The following is a 16695-nucleotide window of genomic DNA, read 5'->3' on the forward strand; positions in this document are numbered from 1 at the left end:
GTCGTCTGTCAGCGCTGTAGAGGCGGTTCGCCGCGGACGTACGAGCGGATCACCGTCGCGGCGGCGCCGCGCGCCCAATCGTCGAAGGTATGCGAGCGGAGCATCAGCCGGCAGTTCCCGGCGGCACCGAAGGCGTGGTCCGCGAACGCCTGTCGCATCCGCTCCTCGTACAGGTCGTACTCCGCCACGCCCTCGCCCGCGATCACCACCAGCTCCGGCCCGACCAAGTTCACCATCGCGGCCAGCGCCGAACCGATCACCTCACCGGCCCGGTCGAACGCCTCCCGCGCGTGCTCGTCGCCCTCGTGCGCCAGCTTGATCGCGCCGGCCAGGTCCAAGCGCGGCCGCCCGGTCGTCTCCCGGGTCCGGGTCAGGATCGCGTCCGACGAGGCGACCGTCTCCACACAACCCCGCCGCCCGCAGGTGCAGACCAGCTCCCCGGGCGCCAGCGGCAGATGACCGAGCTCACCCGAGACGCCGTACGCCCCGGACACAACCTCGCCGTTGATGTAGAGCCCACACCCGATCCCGGAGCCGATCGTGACGACCGCGAACGAGTCCGCGTCCACGCCGACCCCGAACCAGTGCTCGGCCACGGTCAGCGCGCGGACGTCGTTCGTCACCACGACCGGCACCTTGAGCCGCTTGGCCATCAGGTCGGCGACCGCGACGTCCCGCCAGCCCATCAACGGCGAGTGCCGGACCAGGCCGCGCCGGGCGTCGACGTCACCGGACACCGCGACGCCGATGCCGATCAACGGGCCGGCCGTGACCTCTGCCGACTTGATCAGCTCCTTGGCCAGGTCCGTGAGCCGCTCGATGACCGTATCGGGTGTGGTGTCGTCCAGCTTCTGGTGGCGGACCGTCAGGATCCCGGCGGTGAAGTCCGTGGTCACGCCGATCAGGGCGGTCGGGGTGACCTTGAGCCCGATCACCGAGACGCTGTTCCGGATCACCGTCAGCGGGCTGACCGGCCGGCCGATGCCGAGCTGGTTGTCCGCCTCCGCCGGTACGGCCGGCTGATCGGTGACGAACCCGGCTTCGATCAGCGGCGCGACCGCCTTGGTGACCGCCGCCTGGGACAGCCCGGTCCGGCGCGCGATCTCCACCCGCGGGATCGGTCCCTGGGTCAGAATCCTGGTCAGCACTTCAACTCCCGCCGGCGTGGCCAGCGGGAGTGATCGATGCGGACGCAGCGGCACGAGAACAACCTACCGGCGAGTCCGTCGTTAAGCCTCGATATTCCCAAGGATGGGCGACGCCAGCGCCCAACGAATCGTCCGGGTGAGGCCTTCGCCGGCCGCGCGGACGACGGTCGCCTCGGCCAGCGGCAGGTACGGCAGCCGCAGCGGCCACCGGGTCCACCACGGCAGGAGGCCGACAGCGGCAGCGGTCAGTACGCCGTACGCCGGTCGCGCGGCCCACGGCACCGGCGGGTGCACGAGCATGAAGCGCGCGGCCTGCCGAGCCTCAGTCGTCCCACGCAGTTCCGGCCGGTACTCGTCCAGCTGCTGACGCAGCTCGGCCACTGTGGTCGGTGGGTCGACCACACCCATCTTGCGGGCCACCAATGCCGCGTCCTCGACGTACAGGTCCTGCTCTGAGGCGTTGAGCGGCTTTACGCCGTACCGCTGGTGTGCGGCCAGGAAACTGTCCACCTCGGCGACATGGACCCACTTGAGTAGGTGCGGGTCGGAGGCCCTGTACTTCACACCGTCCGGGCTGGTCCCGCGCACCCGCTCGTGCACCCCTTGGACGCGCGCGATGGCCTCCTCGGCGTCCGGGATAGCGCCGTACGTCGTGATGGCCAGGTAGTAGCTGGTACGACGCAGGCGTCCCCAGGGGTCGCCGCGGTAGCCGGAGTGCGCCGACACCGCTGCCATCGCCAGTGGGTGCAGTGACTGGAGCAGCAGCGCCCGTAGTCCACCGGCGAACATCGACGCGTCACCGTGGACGCGCCGAATGGGGCGGTCCGGTTCGAACCAGCGCGGTCCGGGTGTGTTGTGCACCCGGTTCCGTTCAGCGCGTGGGTCAGGCCCCGCCACCTTGGTCATGATCATCCGCGCCAGCCCGTCCCTCAATGGGTTCAGCGGTCCTGCGATGGTGCCGGTCATGGGGCCAGTGTGCCCCCAGCCTCCTAGAGCACGTCGACGAAGATCGGGTTGGTGTAGAGCCAGGTGTCCAGCCACGGGTCGCCGTCGTTGGTCGGGTGCTGGATCGGACCGGCCGGGTCGATGCGGCTGCCCAGGTACCCAGGCCCGTTCCGCCGGCCGTCACTGCCCCGCACCCGCACGTACTGCGACCGCTCCGCCTTCCCCAGCGGGATGCGCAACGAGTACGTCCCGGACTTCCGCCGTACGTCGACCTGCTCGATCACCCGGGTGTCGGGTGCCTTCCAGCTGTCTTTCGTGGTGGCTGGACCGGTCACAGCCCCGCGGATCACGTCCACGTGCGCCAGCTTCGGGAGCAGTCCGTGAAAGTTCGGCCGGGTCGCACTGGTCACGGTGACTCGCAGTTCCAACCGCTGGCCCCTGTGCACGCGCAGCCGCCCGCCGAGAGTCACCCCGCGCTGCGATGAGCCGACAGGAGCAAGTCGTACGTCGATACCATCCACCAACTGACCGTGGTCGACCCAGACGCGTCCGGCCCGCAGGGCAGCCATCACCTCGAGGTACCCGTACCGGGTGACGCCGACGTGGGTCCGGCTGAACTGACCGGGCCAGAAGTCGCTACCGGGCTGCGGCACGCCGGAGTCCGTCGGCGACGGCTTCCAGCCGAGGCTGTCGAAGGTCTGTCCGGGCGGGAACTCCCCGTCCTTCCAGGTGTCCCAGATGGTCCGGTGGTTGTCACTGTTCGAGGTGATCGAGAACAGCCGGCCCTCGGCCAGCATGGAGTCCCACAGCCCGCCGACCGTCGCGGTAGCCCAGTCGAAGCCGCCGTACGTGCGGTAGGCGTCCGCCGGGTAGCCCGGGAAGCTGTTGGCGCTCGGGGCGTTGACGTACTCGCCACGCTGCGCGTTGGTGGACCCGCGGTACGCAACCCACGCCGGGTCGGCTTCACCCTGTGAGCCGGGTGCGCCTTCCATGCCGATGCAGACACCGGTGTCCCGCCAGCCGCGCAGCTCGTACGGTGCGTCGATGCCCAGCCGCAGCGGGTGGTTGGCGAGCACCAGTACGTCGTCGACGTACCCGCTCTGCTTCTGCGCCGCGAGCCACTGCAGCGCCTTGATGGCGTGCTGCTCGTTCGCCGGGCTGCTGTCCGCTCGCCCGGTCAGCTTGCCGTCGTACTCGCGCTCGAACTGCTGCAGCAGAGCCACGTTGTTCGGACCGGGTGCGACCAGGACAGTGCCGTGCTCGGCCGCGGGGATGTACCACTCCAGGCCTTGGAAGATGAGCATCCGCGGGTTCTCGGCCCGGGCCTTCAGCACCTCGACGTTCTCGGCCGCTGCGCCCTTGTCGGCGTGCCCGAAGTTGCTGTGCTCGGTGAACGCCATCCAGTCCAGCCCGAACTGCGCTCCCCGCTGCGCCAGCTGAGTGAAGTCGTACTTCGCGTCATGGCTGTACCGGCTGTGAACATGGTGATCCCCGACCAGATAGACCAGCTCAGGATCACTCGAGTACGACGCACTGCCTGCTGCCACGGCGTCGGAAGCGCCGACCGCGGTTGCGGCGAAGCCGGCTCCCAGTAGCCCGGCCCCACGGATCAGATTCCGCCGAGACACACCCTGCGCGTCCAGTGCCTCTTCCGGCACCTCCGGATCGGCCCACTCCGGCACCTGCTGCATCGACATGACGGGCACCCTCCTTGTGCTGACAAGGCACTGTCAAGGGCTCGAATGACGCGTGGGTGAACGGCACAGCTACCGCTTGGGGAACTCCGACTCGAGTAAGGAGTAGAGCAGCGAGTCCCGCCAGTCTCCGTTGGTGAAGACGTGGTCCCTGATCCGGCCCTCGTAGGTGAAGCCGAGCCGCTTGACCACGGCGATCGAGGCCTCGTTCTCGGGGCCGATCGCGGCGCTGACCCGGTGCAGGTCGAGCGGGCCGAAGGCGAGCCGCAGCAACACGCGGGACGCGTCGGTGGCGTAGCCATGACCCCAGTGGTCCGCGTGGATCGCGTAGCCGAGGTGAGCGGCCTTCACCCCGGTCGGCCCGAGGCGGGCGAAGCCGACCACACTGTCGTCGTCTCGGCGGGTGACGGCGAGCAGGTAGTCCGGCCGGTCCTCCTGCGCTGCCCGCTCGATGATCGCGGTCAGCGCCTTCTCGGCGGCGGTGCGGTCCCGGCTGTCGAACGACAGCCACGACGTCACCCGGTCGTCGCTGACGATGGCCAGATAGTTCTCGAGATCTGATGTCCGGAACTCGCGCAGCGCGGTCAGGTCACCGATCAGAGGATCCATCTGGGCAAACTACCGGGGGAAACTCTGCATCGGGGTCCGGGTGAACATCTCGATCTCCTCCTGCAGCTCGCGGGCGTCTTCCGCGCGACCGGACTGCCGCAGCGCCTGGTGGACCCGGCGGGCCGAGTGCACCACGCCGTTGATCCGGCGCTCGGCGGGCAGGCCCAGCACCGGCGCGATCGCGTCCGCGGCGCCGTCGAGCTCACCGCTCGCGATCCGGGTGATGGCCATCGCGGCCTGGCTGCCGGCGGCGTCGCCGAAGGCCCACTCCGGGTGGTTCGGGTCGGTGTAGGCGTCGACGGCCTGGCGGGAGTACCGCTCGGCCTGCTCGACCTCGCCGGGCAGCCACGCGAGCGCGTCGGCGGCGTAGTACAGCTGCCGGTTGCGGCCGAAGGTGCACAGGCCGCCCATGTCGTCCAGGTCGTCGTTGCGCACCGTGTTCCAGGCCTGCTCGGCCCGCTCGAGCGCGGCGCGGGTGGCCTCGGGGTTGCCCAGCGCCGCCCAGGCGCGGGCCTCGCTGACCGGCAGCCAGACGCTGGTGGTGCTGTTGGCCTGCTCGGCGTACCCGGCGCCGAGCTGTGCGTACCGGACCGAGTCGTGCGGGTTGCCGGCCCAGTAGGAGACCAGCGACTGCAGGCCGCGCACCCAGGCGCGCAGGCCGTGGTGGTCGGCGTTGTCGGCGCAGAGGAACGCGGTCCGCGCCTGCGTCAGCGCCGCATGCGGGTTCCCGAGATCGTGGGATGCCTTGGCGAGGAGGCCGCCGGTGACACCGCCGAGGAAGTACAGCTGCCGCAGGTGCTCCGGACGTTGCCGGCTCTCCAGCAGGGCGAAAACCAGATCCTGCGTCTCGACCAGCTGGCCGAGGATCTCCGGCAGCGGGCGCTGCGGGTAGGCCTTCGCGACGTGGCGCACATCGTCGTACACCTGTTCCATGGCCTCGCTTCCGAGACCGGACTGGGCCGCGAGGGCAAACGCCCTCGCTCGGCTGGCAGCCATGTCGAGAACCTCCATCTCATTACCTGTCGTGATCCGTCCACTCGCGGCAGGTGCCGGCACCACCTGGGCGGCCTGCTCGGGGACGTACGGGGCGAGGAGCTCCTCGACCGGCTTGCCGAACATGCGTTGCAGGGTGCGCCGGGTCTGAGGAGTGGTGCCTGCACGCTCGCCCGATGCGAGGCGCCGCAGGTGCCGCTCGGTGATGGTTCCACCCAGCTCGACGAACTCGGCGACGATCTCGGAGTAGGTCTGGTTCCGGCGCTGGATCAGGTGCGCCAGGACCGTCTTTGGCGTATACCTACCCGCCATCGTTCCTCCCGTTCACGTCAGATCAGACGTTGTCTCGACTCTTGCCCCACGACAAGGTGCTGTCCCCCAGATGTCCGCGAGAGGTCCGGAAGAGGTCCGGCAAAGGTCCGGTCCAGGTCCTAGAGCGGTCACGTTGGGCTCGTGCACCATTACTGCCATGACAACCAGTAAGTCCAACTGGTTGCAAGGCCTGAGAGTTACGGGGTGAGAGGTAGTGACCATCGCGGAGATGACGTCGAGGCAGCACCGGCGCAGGGTGCGGGTCTGGTTCGGCGAGCATGTGATCGCGCAGTACGTCGCGGAAGCGCCCTTGGCGGCCCGCTACGAGCAGGCGATGCGGAGGCGTTTCGCCGGCCTCCGGGTCACCAATGACGTACTCGGTCCACTCGACAGCCACTAACTGAAAATCCGACCTTCCGGGTCCTCCTCAGACCCGGTCGCTGCGCCCTGGGGTCTCCTCACGTCCAGGAGCAGCACACCTGAAGGTCCGGGGCACTCCTCAGTCCCGGACGAAACCCAGGTGCGGTCCGGAGCACTCCTCAGCTCCGGACCGCACCGCCCTCCCGGCCCGGCTGGGCCTGGCGGTTGACCCCCTGTATCGCCGCCGCCCAGCCGTTCCAACCACCCCTGGCCGACACCTCGGGCCAGGCGGGGAGTGTCCTGGGCGGTAGGACACCGTGTGGCTCGTGACACCTCACCACGAGCCAACTCCCCGAGGTGGCCGGCTCCGCTGTGTGACCGCCGCGCCTGGGCGGTCACACAGCGGAGCCCTTTAGGTTGTCCGCCATCTTCCTGAGTACGGCGATCGTCGCGACGTACTCGGCCCCGGTGATGCCCGCCGTGACCCGCTCACGCTGGGCCCGGACCTTCGTCGCCAACTCCTCCAGCGCGGCGCGGCCTGCGGCGGTGAGTTGCTCGTCCACCAGCCAGCCCCGTGCCGTCAACGGGTCGACGGCAGCGCTCAGCTCGCCCGGATCGCCGCTCACGAACGGTGCGAGTGCCACCGCGATCGACTCCGGGCCGGCGGCCGCGTTCAGCGCCTGCCACTGCCGCCTGGTCAGCCCGTCCGCCGCGAGGACCTGCTCGAACGACGACTCCAGCAGCCGGTCGAGCTCTTTCAGCCACCACCCGATAGGCTTGTTGTCATCCGACATATACATGTCAACAAACATATATATCGGAGGAGCTGTGGACAAGTCCGATCCGGTGGCTGTGGTGGAGACGGCGATGATCGCCGTCCGCCGGCGGCAGACCCGTCGTACCATCGCCGCGGAAGCCGGTGGTCCGGATCCGGTCCAGGAGGTCCTCGACGCGCTCGAGGCGGCCGGACCGGACCCGATCGGCGTCAACGGAGTCGCGGCCGCGCTGGGGGTGGACCAGCCCCGGGCAAGCAAGCTGGTCGCCGCGGCGGTCTCGGCAGGCCTGGTACGGCGTGAGGCCGACCAGGCGGATGGCCGTCGTACGAACCTGGTTCTCACCGCGGACGGCAGGCGGCAGCTCGAGTGGGTCCACGACTATCGCCGGGACCGCTTCGCCGCGGCGATGGACGACTGGACTGACGCCGAGCGGCAGACATTCGCGGACCTCCTGGCCCGCTTCGTGACCGCCCTGGACCGTTAGATGTCCGCTTCAGGTCCGGCGGAGGTGCCCGGCTTCCGCGTCGCGACGTAGACGGCAAAGGGTGCGTCCGGCCGCACCTCGGTCGAGCCTTCGACCAGGCCCTCGGCGGTGATCTCACCCGCGTAGGTCATGCCGAGGCGCTCCATCACCGCTCGCGACGCCCGGTTGATTCGCTCGGTGAACGAGATCACCGCCTTCGCTTTCAGCGTCACGAAGGCGAACTCCAACCCGGCCCGGCCGATCTCTGTCGCGAAACCTCGCCCGCGAGCCGACTCGGTCAGTGCCCACCCCAGCTCCAGCCGCTCCGTGGCCCACTCCGGTCCCACCAGCTCGCTGAGCGCCGGAGTCACTGGTGCGTCGGCCGGCAGGCGGGACAGTCCACCCCGTCCGGCCAGCGCTCCGCCGTCGCGCTCGTACGCCATCCACTTGTTGACCCCGTCAGCTTCCCAACGGGCGTGCGCCTCAGTTGCACGACGTACGGCGTCCTGCTCGGACAAGGTCTCGGCGTACCAGTGGGCGACCCACGGGTCGGCGTGCAGAGTCACCAGGTCCGCCGCATGTCCGGGCAGGACCTCACCTGGACCCGTCAGCGGTTCGAGGCGGAGGCGGTCGGTGAAGCGGGTGCGGACGACGTACGCCACGATGTCGCGCAGCCGCCGGTCGCCGTCGGCGCGGTTCACCATCAGCAGGTCAAGGTCGTCCGGTCCGACCCAGCTGCCGGCGTCATGCTTGCCTTCTTCGAGCCGGGGCCGGGTGAGGTCTCCGTCGATGGTGATGAGGTAGTCGAGCTCACGCCGTACCCGGCCTTCGTACTCCCACTCCCAGTCGGTGACCGCCCAGACGATGTCGCGGACCTTCCAGCCGGTCTCCTCCTCGACCTCCCGCGCCAGCGCCTCCTCGGGCGTCTCGCCCGGCTCCAGGTGTCCGCCGACGATGTCCCAGATCCCGGGCAGCAGCCGCCGTTCCGCCGCACGACGCTGGACGTACACGCGATGGTGCTCGTCCATGATCAGGGCACCTACACAGTCGACCGGGCGCATACTCCCAACCTAGACCGGTGCTGTGGCAGAGTGCTGAGCCGTGTCACTCCAAGCTCAAGCTCAGCTGGGGCCGCGGTGGATGGTGCGGTCGGTGGCGCTGGTTGTCGTGGTCGTTGCGGTTGGCTGCGGCCTTGGTGGGGCGGTTGTCGGTGAGAGCGTGGTCGGTGCGCTCGGTAGGGCGGTGGACCACCGTGAGCTTGTCCTGCGTGCGCTCGGCTGGTGCTGGGGTGGACTGCCGTACGTGGTGATCACGGCGGCCCTTGTCGGCCGAGCGAAGCTGACCCGCAACGTCAAGCTGGCACTCCCCTATCTGCTCGCGGTGTGGATCGGCAGCGCCGCGCTACTGATCCCCGGCCGGTACAGCACCCTCGAAGAGCGCTTCGGCACCGCTTACCCGGACGCCCGCCCACTCAGCTTCGGCTGGGCCTGTGGCTTCCTCTCGACAGCGGCCACAGTCCTGCTCGTCGCGATCGCCCTGATTCTGTTCAAGAAACTCCTCGGCAGCATCACCAAACGGCACCTGCAGACACTCAACCGAGTCCTCACCGCAATCTGGGTGGTCCTTACCGCGGCCGGACTGGTCGCCGCACTGATCGGACCGATGCCATGACGAACATCCTCCTCATCGTTTCGGACGACCACGGCTACGCGGATCGCAGTGCGCTCGGACTGCATGCCGAGGTACAGACGCCGGCGTTGGACCGGCTGGCCGCTGGTGGGGTCAGTTGCACGAGTGCGTACGTGACCGCGCCGATCTGCAGTCCGTCACGGGCGGCGATCATCTCCGGGCGCTACCAGCAGCGCTGGGGTGGTCAGTGGTTCGACTCGGCGAGCTTCGCGCCGGACGACGTACCGAGTCTCGCGGAGTTGCTTGGCGACCGCGGGTACCGGACGGGGTACTTCGGCAAGGTTCACTACGGCGATGAGTCGGTCGGTGACCGCGCCTGCCCGCCACACCACGGGTTCGAGACGACGCTGTACGGCTTGGCCGGCCAGTCACTCGGCAGGCTGAACTACCTGCATCACTCAGAGCAGGCGAAGAGCGAGTACGGCGCAGATGCCGCGCGCTACATGGCAGTGCAGCCACTGCTGTCCGGCGACGAGCCAGTCGAGCACGAGGGCTTCCTGACCAGTGAGTTGGGCCGACGGGCCGCGGACTTCATCCAGGCGGAGGACGAGCGGCCGTACTTCTGCATGGTCGCCTTCAACGCGGTCCACAACTTCTGTTGGCAGCTCCCACCGGACGAGTTGGCCCGCCGCGGCCTGCCGACGTACGACGACTGGAAGCCGGACAGCGGAGCGTCGTACGGCGAGTGGTACGACGACGTGATCGTGCCGAACCTGCCGCACGGGCGCGAGTACTACCTGGCTCAACTGGAGTTGATGGACGCGGAGATCGGCAAGCTGCTCGACCTGCTCGACGCGACCGGGCAAGCCGACGACACGGTGGTCGTCTACACCACCGACAACGGCGGCTCGACCTGCAACTTCGGCGACAACGCGCCACTCCGCGGGACGAAGTACACAGTCTGGGAGGGAGGCATCCGGGTCCCGATGCTGTGGCGCTGGCCCGCCCGTCTGCCGTCGGCGCACCAGACGGATGCTCTGGTGAGCACTCTCGATCTCGTGCCGACTCTGCTGGCTGCTGCTGGTGATGAGGTGGAGTCGGACGGCGTGAACCTGCTGCCGGTGATGAATGGCGACACAGACTCAGCCCACACCGCTCTGCACTGGGACTGCGGCTTCCAATGGGCTGTGCGCTCGGGCGACTGGAAGCTGAGCTGGGTCGACGGCACCGATCAGCAGGTCCAGCACCTCAGTCGCTACGAACATGCTCCGATGGGCGATGGCTGGCATCTGGCCAACCTGACCGAGGACGTGGGCGAACAGCACAACCGCATCGACGACGAGGCGGCTGTCGCGCTGCGCCTCCGCGACCTGCACGCCGCCTGGCGCGCTGAGGTGGGTCTGGTCGACTCAGGCGCGGCGGCCATGCTCGGTGATCCGGTTGGGCATGAAGGACACGGCGACCACCAGTAGGACGGCCGCTGCTGCGGCTCCGTAGTACACGTCGTGGATGGCAGGAGCGAGCACGTCGCTCGGTAGCTGCTCCAAGTCCGCGTGACTGTCACCGAGCCGTGCGGCGACCACACCGTTCGCCACCGCGCCGAAGACGGCCACACCGACCGCACTGCCGACCGAGCGGGAGAACATGTTGGCACCGGTCACCACACCACGCGTCTGCCAGGCGACCGACGACTGTGCGGCCACTACCGACGGCGATGCCGAGAAGCCGAGTCCGAGGCCGATCACGAAACAGGCCGCAGCCAGATGCAGTATGGCGCTACCGGAGTCGACCGTGAGCAGCAACGCGGCTCCGATTACGACGATCACCGAGCCGAACAGCATCGTCGTACGGAATCCGACTCGCAGGTAGATCCGACCGGCCAGTGAGGCCGCGATCGGCCAGCCCAGGGTCATCGCCGCCAACGCGAAGCCGGCGACGAGAGCCGACGTACCCAGCACTCCCTGGGCGAACAGCGGCACGTACGTCGACAGGCCGATCATCAGTACGCCGATCAGCAGTGCAGACGAGTTGGCGGAGTTCAGGACGCGCTGGCCGAGGACCCAGAGCGGCAGGATCGGTTCTGCCGCGCGACGCTCGACCAGGATGAACGCGGTCAGCAGTACGGCGGCCGCGACCAGGATCGTGATGCTCGCGGGTGCGTCCCAGGCCCACATCACGCCGCCCTCGAGCAGGCCCAGCAGCAGCAGCGAGCCGCCGACCGCGAGCAGGATCGCGCCGGCGTAGTCGATCTGGTGACGGGCCGGCGTGGTCATGTTCTCCTGGAAGCGGCGGGTCAGCACCCAGGCGGCCGCGAGCCCGAGCGGGATGTTCACGAAGAAGATCCAGCGCCAGGAGATGTAGTCGGAGAACACTCCGCCCAGGGTGGGGCCGACGAACGACGCGATCCCCCACACGCTCGCGATGTAGCCCTGCACCTTGGCCCGCTCGGCCATCGTGTAGATGTCGCCGACGATCGTCATCCCGATCGGCTGGATCGCGCCGGCGCCCAGCCCCTGGATCAGCCGGAACGCGATCAGCGCCGGCATGCTCCAGGCGAACCCGCACAGCACCGAGCCGAGCACGAACAGGCCGACACCGAGCAGCATGATCGGCTTGCGGCCGCGCAGGTCGGCGAGCTTGCCGTAGATCGGCACCGAGACGGCCTGGGCGAGCAGGTAGATCGAGAACAGCCAGGGGAACTGGGTGAAGCCGCCGAGATCGTCGACAACGGAGGGTACGGCGGTGGCGAGGATGGTCGCGTCGATGGCGACCAACCCGATGCTCAGCATCACCGCGAGCAGGATCGGCCCGCGCTCCGACCGAAGCCCCACCCCCGCTGCTCGGTCGATCCCCTCAGTAGTCATCGCATCAAGCAACTTACGTCATGAGCAAACGATTCCCGAGCCCCTGACCGCCAAGTGGACCGCCGCCGGGTCGAGGGCGGGATTGCCATGCCCGAGACAGCTTCTGGGGTGCTGGGACAGGAAATGACCTGTGCCCGCCCACCGCTTCCTGTCCCATGTCCCGATAGCCGGCGCGGCGCGCGGAGGGTGGGCACGGTGGGCCTGGTGACCGTTACGCTCCGTTTGGTGAGGATGCGGGACGGTGTGGTGCGGGCTGTCGTGCTCGTGGTGACCGTGTCGCTGACCCTGGTGCTGCTGCCGATCGCGATCAACGTCGGCACCGGCGGCACCGCCCCCGGCTTCCTCGCCCCGTACGCCGACTGGACCTGGCCACTCATCGGCGCGCTCTGGGTGATCGCGATCGTCACCGCGCTGATCGAGTTCCGCAGCCGCCGCCTGCCGACTGTCTCCGGCCGCTCCGCCGACCAGCCCCGCAACCGCCCGAACGCCCTGGCCCGCGTCGACCGCTACCTCTCCCAACGAGTAGCAGGCTCACTCGCCTCCCGCACCCGCATCGCACTAGCCGTCGACGAACGCCCCGAAGCAGTCGTCCGCCCGTACGACCTGCTGGTCCAGCCACTCGACAGCACACCCCAGCAGGTCCCCGACGACCAAGACATCGCCACAGTCTTCGACCAGCTCCAGGACTCCATGCTGATCCTGGGCGCACCAGGAGCCGGCAAGACGACACTGCTCCTCGACCTGGCCGGCACTCTCTCCGAGCAGGCCCACGCGGACGAGAACAAGCCGATCCCGGTGCTGATCGACCTGGCCGGCTGGTCGGCCCACCCGTCCCGCAGCAACGACGACGACCCACTCGACAGCCCGTACCTCGCCGGCTTCGTCCGCTGGCTCTTCATCGAGCTCAACACCAGGTACGGCATCCCGCCCGCAGTGGGCCGCACCTGGTTGCGCCGCGGCCGACTGGCGCTCCTGCTCGACGGCCTCGACGAGATCGCCAAGCCACACCGCGACAAGCTTGCACCCGTGCTGGAAGAGCTCCGCCGCCGCTACCTCGTCGGCAAGATCGCAGTGACCTGCCGGACCCAGGACTACAAGCTCCTGCCCAACCAGCTCAGCCTGTACGGCGCTGTGCACATCAGACCACTCACCAGGCAACAGGTCCTCGACTACTTCGAAGCCGTAGGATCCGAACTGGACGGCGCCCGTGCCGCCATCGAGCAGGACGACGAGGTCTGGGACCTGGTCAACTCGCCACTCATGCTCAACGTGATGATCCTCGCCTACCAGGGCCGCGCCCCGGAGGAGGTCGTCGCAGGCGGTGTCGCCGACCTGCGCCGCGAACTGTTCGACACCTACATCTCCGAAGTCCTGTCCCGCGACCGCTTGTCCAGCCGTCAGTACGACTCCCGCACTGCCGTCCGTTCCCTGTGGTGCCTGGCCTGGTGGACCCGTCAGCGCGCCGGCGACCGCACCGCCGTACCAAGGTGGCTCATCCCCAACGGCTGGCACGGACTCTCGGTGCCAGAGGTGCACTACCTCGCACACGCGGTCTGCCTCCCCGCACTGTTCGCCGGGCTCGCTGCTGGGGCGACACTCGCTGCAGTCGCGCAGTACGGCGTACTGGCCGGGCTGGCCGTGGCCGGGTCAGCACTGCTGCTGGTGCACCTGCGGCCGCGCCCGTGGCAGGTGCTCACCACAGACGGCTCCAAGCCACAGTGGGCGCCGTTGCTGGCTCTCACCTTCGTCGCAGGTACGGCGACCACCCTCGTTCTGGTCGTCGCCGGTATGGGCCTGGTCGAGCTCCTACCGATCGGGCTGGCGTTGACCATCGAGGCACTGGCGATCGGAGCGACGTACGCGATCGAACTGATCGTGTCCCACGACAACCGGCGCCGGTTGCTGCTCGCGGTCCGGCTGACCGTGGTCATCGTGGGCGGCTGGCTCGCCCTCAGCCTCGGCAACGCGCCCGGCAGCTTCGCGACCGGGCTCGCCGTCGGCCTGATGGTTGCCCAGGGCATCAGAATGGTGAAGTCGCTGCCGACCGACCACCTGGTCCTCCCCAGCACCGGGAACGGTTGGCGGATGGATCCGTGGGTGATCGGCGGCGCGCTGGTCGGCATCCTGCTGGCGACCGCACTCGGCGCCGACCTGGCGTCGCCGGAGCTGGAAGCCGTCGCCGGCGTACTGGTCGGAGTCGTCGCAGCCAAGGCCTGGCGCCGCCGTCCGCCGGTGTTCGCCGGGCCGCTCTCCCGCCTCCTGCACGACTTCCTGCTCCGCTGGACCGGCTACCTCCCGTGGCGCCGCCGCGCGTTCCTCCGGTACGCCGCCGACCGCTACGTGCTGGCGCGCACGGGCCGTGGTGAGTACTCCTTCATCCACCTGCTCGTCCGCGACCACCTGGCCGAGTGCGCACCCAACCACCTGGCCACCAAGGTCGACCGCCGCATCACCGAGCGCACGAGATCCCGAGTCCCTTCCTGACCAGGCCGCATAGGTGCGAGTGAACGGACCTTGAGCCGGCTCTGCCGGGCAGACCTAGGCATGACCTTTCCACAGTGGCGCACGCAATTGCGGCTGCACACAGCGCTCAGGTTGCTGGCCGGTGGCGACTCCGTGACTCGCGTCGCTCACCAGTGCGGCTGGGGCGTCGACCAGTGCGTTCATCGACACGTTCCGCCGCGCCTTCGGTCACACCCCTGGGTCACGCAGCGCCTGATCGAGGCAATGCCTGATCGAGGATGTGGCTCCACTGCCGCACGATCCCGCGCCGGCGAGCACTGTCATCCGTGAGCAGGTCAGCCAGGCCCAACCCGCGTGCCATGTCCAGCACGCCCTGCACGGTCTCCCGCACCCCAGGAGTCCGCTCACTCACCTCAAGCACTTCCAGCAGAGCCCTGTGGGCCTGACGCCCGACGTGCGACTCCAGCCGGACGATCTGCTTCCGCAGCGCCTCCTCTGTCGACGCAGCCACCCACAGATGCAGTGCGGCGCGGAAGAGCGGTCCGGTGTAGACATCCGCGAGCATCCCCACGATCGCCTCGGTCCGCCCCGGCCCACTGGGCAGTGCGGCGGCCTGGGCTCTGATCTCCGCCAGCCGGACCTCGGTCATGTACTCGACCGCCGCAGCGAACAGGTCCGCCCGCGTCGGGAAGTGGTGCTGTGCGGCACCCCGCGAAACCCCAGCCCGGGCCGCGACGACCGACACCGTCGTCCCGGCGTACCCGACCTCGGCCAGCGACTCGACCGCCGCCTCGAGCAGCCGCTGCCGGGTGGCCCGGCTGCGGTCCTGCTGGGGTTCCTTGAGGGCCTCAGTCACGGGCGGCCTCGCGGGCTCTGAGCTCACGCCGCAGGATCTTGCCCGAGGCCGCCTTCGGCACCGCCTCGATGAACTCCACCTGCCGGATCTTCTTGTACGGCGCCACCCGCGCGGACACGTACTCGATCACGTCGGCCTCGGTCAGCTCCACGCCCGGCATCGGTACGACGAACGCCTTCGGCACCTCGTTGCCGTCGGCCTGCACCCCGATCACCGCAGCGTCCGCGATCCGCTCGTCGGTGAGCAGTACCGCCTCCAGCTCGGCCGGCGGCACCTGGTAGCCGTGGTACTTGATCAGTTCTTTCACCCGGTCGATGACGTACAAGTACCCGCGGTCGTCCATCCGGCCGATGTCGCCGGTGTGCAACCAGCCGTCCCGGTCGATGGTCGCGTCGGTCTCGGCCTGCCGGCCGAGGTATCCCTTCATCACCTGCGGCCCGCGGATCCAGATCTCGCCCTCCGCCGCATCGTTGCCATCAGCACCGACCAGCCGCATCTCGGTGGACGGGAAGAGCTTGCCCACGGCACCGGGCGGTGGCTCCTCGTCGTCCTGCGGCACCGAGTGCGTACCCGGCGACAACTCGGTCATCCCGTAGGCCTGCAGCACCGCATGCAACCCGAGCCGCTTCGCGCACGCCTCGGCCAGCTCGCCGTCGAGCGGCGCCGCGGCGGACATCACGTACTTCAGCGCCGACAGGTCCACCCCATCCACCGCCGGGTGCTTCGCCAGCGCCAGCACGATCGGCGGCGCGACGAACGCCCGGGTGATCCGCTGCTGGTCGAGCGTGGTCAGGAACTGCTCCAGGTCGAACTTCGGCAGTACGACGACCGTCGCGCCGAGCCGGAGCGGCAGGTTCATCAGCACGGTCAGCCCGTAGATGTGGAAGAACGGCAGGATCGCGATGATTCGTTCGTTCTCGCCGAGTTTGATCATCACCTCGCCCTGCGCGATATTCGTCGCGATGTTCCGGTGCGTCAGCATCACGCCCTTGGCCGCGCCCGTCGTACCGCTCGAATACGGAAGTACGGCGACGTCCTCGGCCGGATTGATCGTCACTTCCGGCTCGGGGCCGGTCGACGCGACCAGTTCCATCACCGAGCGGTACCCCTCGGCCTGGTCGCAGACGAAGATCTCGGTGACGTCGGTGCCTTCCACGGCTGCGGTCGCCACCGGCAGGAACAGCGAGATCGTCACCAGCAGCTTCGCCTTGGAGTCGACCAGTTGCTTGTGCAGTTCGCCCGCGGTGTACAGCGCGTTCACCGTCGTCACGGTCGCGCCCGCGCGGGTGGCGCCGTAGAAGACGACCGGGTAGAGGATCGTGTTCGGGCTGTAGAGCGCGATCGTGTCGCCGTGCCGGATGCCGAGCTCGGCGAACCCGGCCGCGACCCGGCGGCTCATCCCGTCCAGCTGGGCGTAGGTGATCTCCCGGCCGCTCACCCCGTCCACGAGGGCCGGCCGGTCGCCGTACTCCTGGGCCCGGCCGAGGACTGCGTCATGGATGGGGACGTCGAGGATCTCGACGGGCGGGAACTCGCTGGTGATGATCATCTGGCGCCAATCCTTTCGGCACTGTCTGTCTGCA

Annotated in this window: 16 protein-coding genes; 6 read left to right on the forward strand and 10 right to left on the reverse strand. The window is 68.9% G+C overall.

What is annotated here, in order from left to right; translation table 11 throughout:
* Positions 1-8 precede the first annotated feature (8 nt).
* The 5 genes from EV652_RS24980 to EV652_RS25000 all read right to left on the reverse strand — a co-directional run bounded on the left by EV652_RS24980 (position 9) and on the right by EV652_RS25000 (position 5701).
* The gene (locus EV652_RS24980) at positions 9-1148 is read right to left on the reverse strand and encodes an ROK family transcriptional regulator (RefSeq protein ID WP_242001978.1); all 1140 of its coding nucleotides are present in this window, start codon (positions 1146-1148) and stop codon (positions 9-11) included.
* 81 nt (positions 1149-1229) lie between these two features.
* Complete coding sequence (locus tag EV652_RS24985; protein ID WP_132211628.1) at positions 1230-2114, reverse strand: oxygenase MpaB family protein; 885 nt, start codon at positions 2112-2114, stop codon at positions 1230-1232.
* Between the two features lie 23 nt (positions 2115-2137).
* Positions 2138-3790 (reverse strand): PHP domain-containing protein, encoded by a 1653-nt coding sequence (locus tag EV652_RS24990; protein ID WP_132211629.1) that lies wholly within the window; start codon positions 3788-3790, stop codon positions 2138-2140.
* A 69-nt stretch (positions 3791-3859) separates the two neighbouring features.
* Complete coding sequence (locus EV652_RS24995; RefSeq protein ID WP_132211630.1) at positions 3860-4396, reverse strand: GNAT family N-acetyltransferase; 537 nt, start codon at positions 4394-4396, stop codon at positions 3860-3862.
* Between the two features lie 9 nt (positions 4397-4405).
* The gene (locus tag EV652_RS25000; protein WP_132211631.1) at positions 4406-5701 is read right to left on the reverse strand and encodes an NsdA family TPR-like regulatory protein; all 1296 of its coding nucleotides are present in this window, start codon (positions 5699-5701) and stop codon (positions 4406-4408) included.
* Positions 5702-5930: 229 nt separating this feature from the next.
* Between EV652_RS25000 and EV652_RS44705 the strand changes: the two genes are divergently transcribed.
* Positions 5931-6101, forward strand: coding sequence for a hypothetical protein (locus EV652_RS44705; RefSeq protein WP_199238381.1), 171 nt, complete (start codon positions 5931-5933; stop codon positions 6099-6101).
* 355 nt (positions 6102-6456) lie between these two features.
* Here the strand turns inward: EV652_RS44705 and EV652_RS25005 are convergent, their stop codons facing one another.
* Entirely contained in the window at positions 6457-6861 is a 405-nt protein-coding gene (locus tag EV652_RS25005; protein ID WP_199238382.1) for a MarR family winged helix-turn-helix transcriptional regulator, read from the reverse strand.
* A gap of 28 nt (positions 6862-6889) precedes the next feature.
* On the opposite strand from EV652_RS25005, the gene EV652_RS25010 reads away from it, so the two are divergent.
* Positions 6890-7321 carry a MarR family winged helix-turn-helix transcriptional regulator gene (locus EV652_RS25010; RefSeq protein WP_199238383.1) on the forward strand — a complete coding sequence of 144 codons (432 nt, stop codon included), beginning with the start codon at positions 6890-6892 and terminating at the stop codon, positions 7319-7321.
* Here the strand turns inward: EV652_RS25010 and EV652_RS25015 are convergent.
* Entirely contained in the window at positions 7318-8361 is a 1044-nt protein-coding gene (locus EV652_RS25015; RefSeq protein ID WP_132211633.1) for a GNAT family N-acetyltransferase, read from the reverse strand. The genes EV652_RS25010 and EV652_RS25015 overlap by 4 nt on opposite strands.
* Before the next feature lie 91 nt (positions 8362-8452).
* Between EV652_RS25015 and EV652_RS25020 the strand changes: the two genes are divergently transcribed.
* Together EV652_RS25020 and EV652_RS25025 are read left to right on the forward strand one after the other, a co-directional pair.
* Positions 8453-8971 carry a hypothetical protein gene (locus EV652_RS25020; RefSeq protein WP_132211634.1) on the forward strand — a complete coding sequence of 173 codons (519 nt, stop codon included), beginning with the start codon at positions 8453-8455 and terminating at the stop codon, positions 8969-8971.
* Complete coding sequence (locus EV652_RS25025; RefSeq protein ID WP_132211635.1) at positions 8968-10401, forward strand: sulfatase family protein; 1434 nt, start codon at positions 8968-8970, stop codon at positions 10399-10401. The genes EV652_RS25020 and EV652_RS25025 overlap by 4 nt, the downstream gene beginning before the upstream one ends.
* Here EV652_RS25025 and EV652_RS25030 read toward each other — a convergent pair.
* The gene (locus tag EV652_RS25030) at positions 10339-11793 is read right to left on the reverse strand and encodes an MDR family MFS transporter (protein ID WP_132211636.1); all 1455 of its coding nucleotides are present in this window, start codon (positions 11791-11793) and stop codon (positions 10339-10341) included. The genes EV652_RS25025 and EV652_RS25030 overlap by 63 nt on opposite strands.
* A 231-nt stretch (positions 11794-12024) precedes the next feature.
* Between EV652_RS25030 and EV652_RS25035 the strand changes: the two genes are divergently transcribed.
* Positions 12025-14277, forward strand: a complete 2253-nt coding sequence (locus EV652_RS25035; RefSeq protein ID WP_242001998.1) for an NACHT domain-containing protein — start codon at positions 12025-12027, stop codon at positions 14275-14277.
* A gap of 60 nt (positions 14278-14337) precedes the next feature.
* Entirely contained in the window at positions 14338-14586 is a 249-nt protein-coding gene (locus tag EV652_RS25040; RefSeq protein WP_242001980.1) for a helix-turn-helix transcriptional regulator, read from the forward strand.
* Here EV652_RS25040 and EV652_RS25045 read toward each other — a convergent pair.
* Entirely contained in the window at positions 14498-15112 is a 615-nt protein-coding gene (locus EV652_RS25045) for a TetR/AcrR family transcriptional regulator (protein ID WP_132211637.1), read from the reverse strand. The two genes, EV652_RS25040 and EV652_RS25045, sit on opposite strands and share 89 nt — an antisense overlap.
* On the reverse strand, positions 15105-16661 hold the full coding sequence (locus EV652_RS25050; RefSeq protein ID WP_132211638.1) for an AMP-binding protein: 1557 nt from the start codon (positions 16659-16661) through the stop codon (positions 15105-15107). Before EV652_RS25050 ends, EV652_RS25045 begins: the two co-directional genes overlap by 8 nt.
* Between the last annotated feature and the right edge of the window lie 34 nt (positions 16662-16695).

The sequence above is a fragment of the Kribbella steppae genome (genome assembly GCF_004342025.1).
Classification (GTDB): domain Bacteria; phylum Actinomycetota; class Actinomycetes; order Propionibacteriales; family Kribbellaceae; genus Kribbella; species Kribbella steppae.

Bases quoted from the DNA above. Each gene is read 5' to 3' on its own strand.
- EV652_RS25050 (WP_132211638.1), bottom strand. From the start codon at position 16,661: ATGATCATCACCAGCGAGTTCCCGCCCGTCGAGATCCTCGACGTCCCC.
- EV652_RS24990 (WP_132211629.1), bottom strand. From the start codon at position 3,790: ATGTCGATGCAGCAGGTGCCGGAGTGGGCCGATCCGGAGGTGCCGGAA.
- EV652_RS24985 (WP_132211628.1), bottom strand. From the start codon at position 2,114: ATGACCGGCACCATCGCAGGACCGCTGAACCCATTGAGGGACGGGCTG.
- EV652_RS25015 (WP_132211633.1), bottom strand. From the start codon at position 8,361: ATGCGCCCGGTCGACTGTGTAGGTGCCCTGATCATGGACGAGCACCAT.
- EV652_RS24995 (WP_132211630.1), bottom strand. From the start codon at position 4,396: ATGGATCCTCTGATCGGTGACCTGACCGCGCTGCGCGAGTTCCGGACA.
- EV652_RS25030 (WP_132211636.1), bottom strand. From the start codon at position 11,793: ATGACTACTGAGGGGATCGACCGAGCAGCGGGGGTGGGGCTTCGGTCG.
- EV652_RS44705 (WP_199238381.1), top strand. From the start codon at position 5,931: ATGACGTCGAGGCAGCACCGGCGCAGGGTGCGGGTCTGGTTCGGCGAG.
- EV652_RS25040 (WP_242001980.1), top strand. From the start codon at position 14,338: ATGACCTTTCCACAGTGGCGCACGCAATTGCGGCTGCACACAGCGCTC.
- EV652_RS25000 (WP_132211631.1), bottom strand. From the start codon at position 5,701: ATGGCGGGTAGGTATACGCCAAAGACGGTCCTGGCGCACCTGATCCAG.
- EV652_RS25025 (WP_132211635.1), top strand. From the start codon at position 8,968: ATGACGAACATCCTCCTCATCGTTTCGGACGACCACGGCTACGCGGAT.
- EV652_RS25005 (WP_199238382.1), bottom strand. From the start codon at position 6,861: ATGTATATGTCGGATGACAACAAGCCTATCGGGTGGTGGCTGAAAGAG.
- EV652_RS25035 (WP_242001998.1), top strand. From the start codon at position 12,025: ATGCGGGACGGTGTGGTGCGGGCTGTCGTGCTCGTGGTGACCGTGTCG.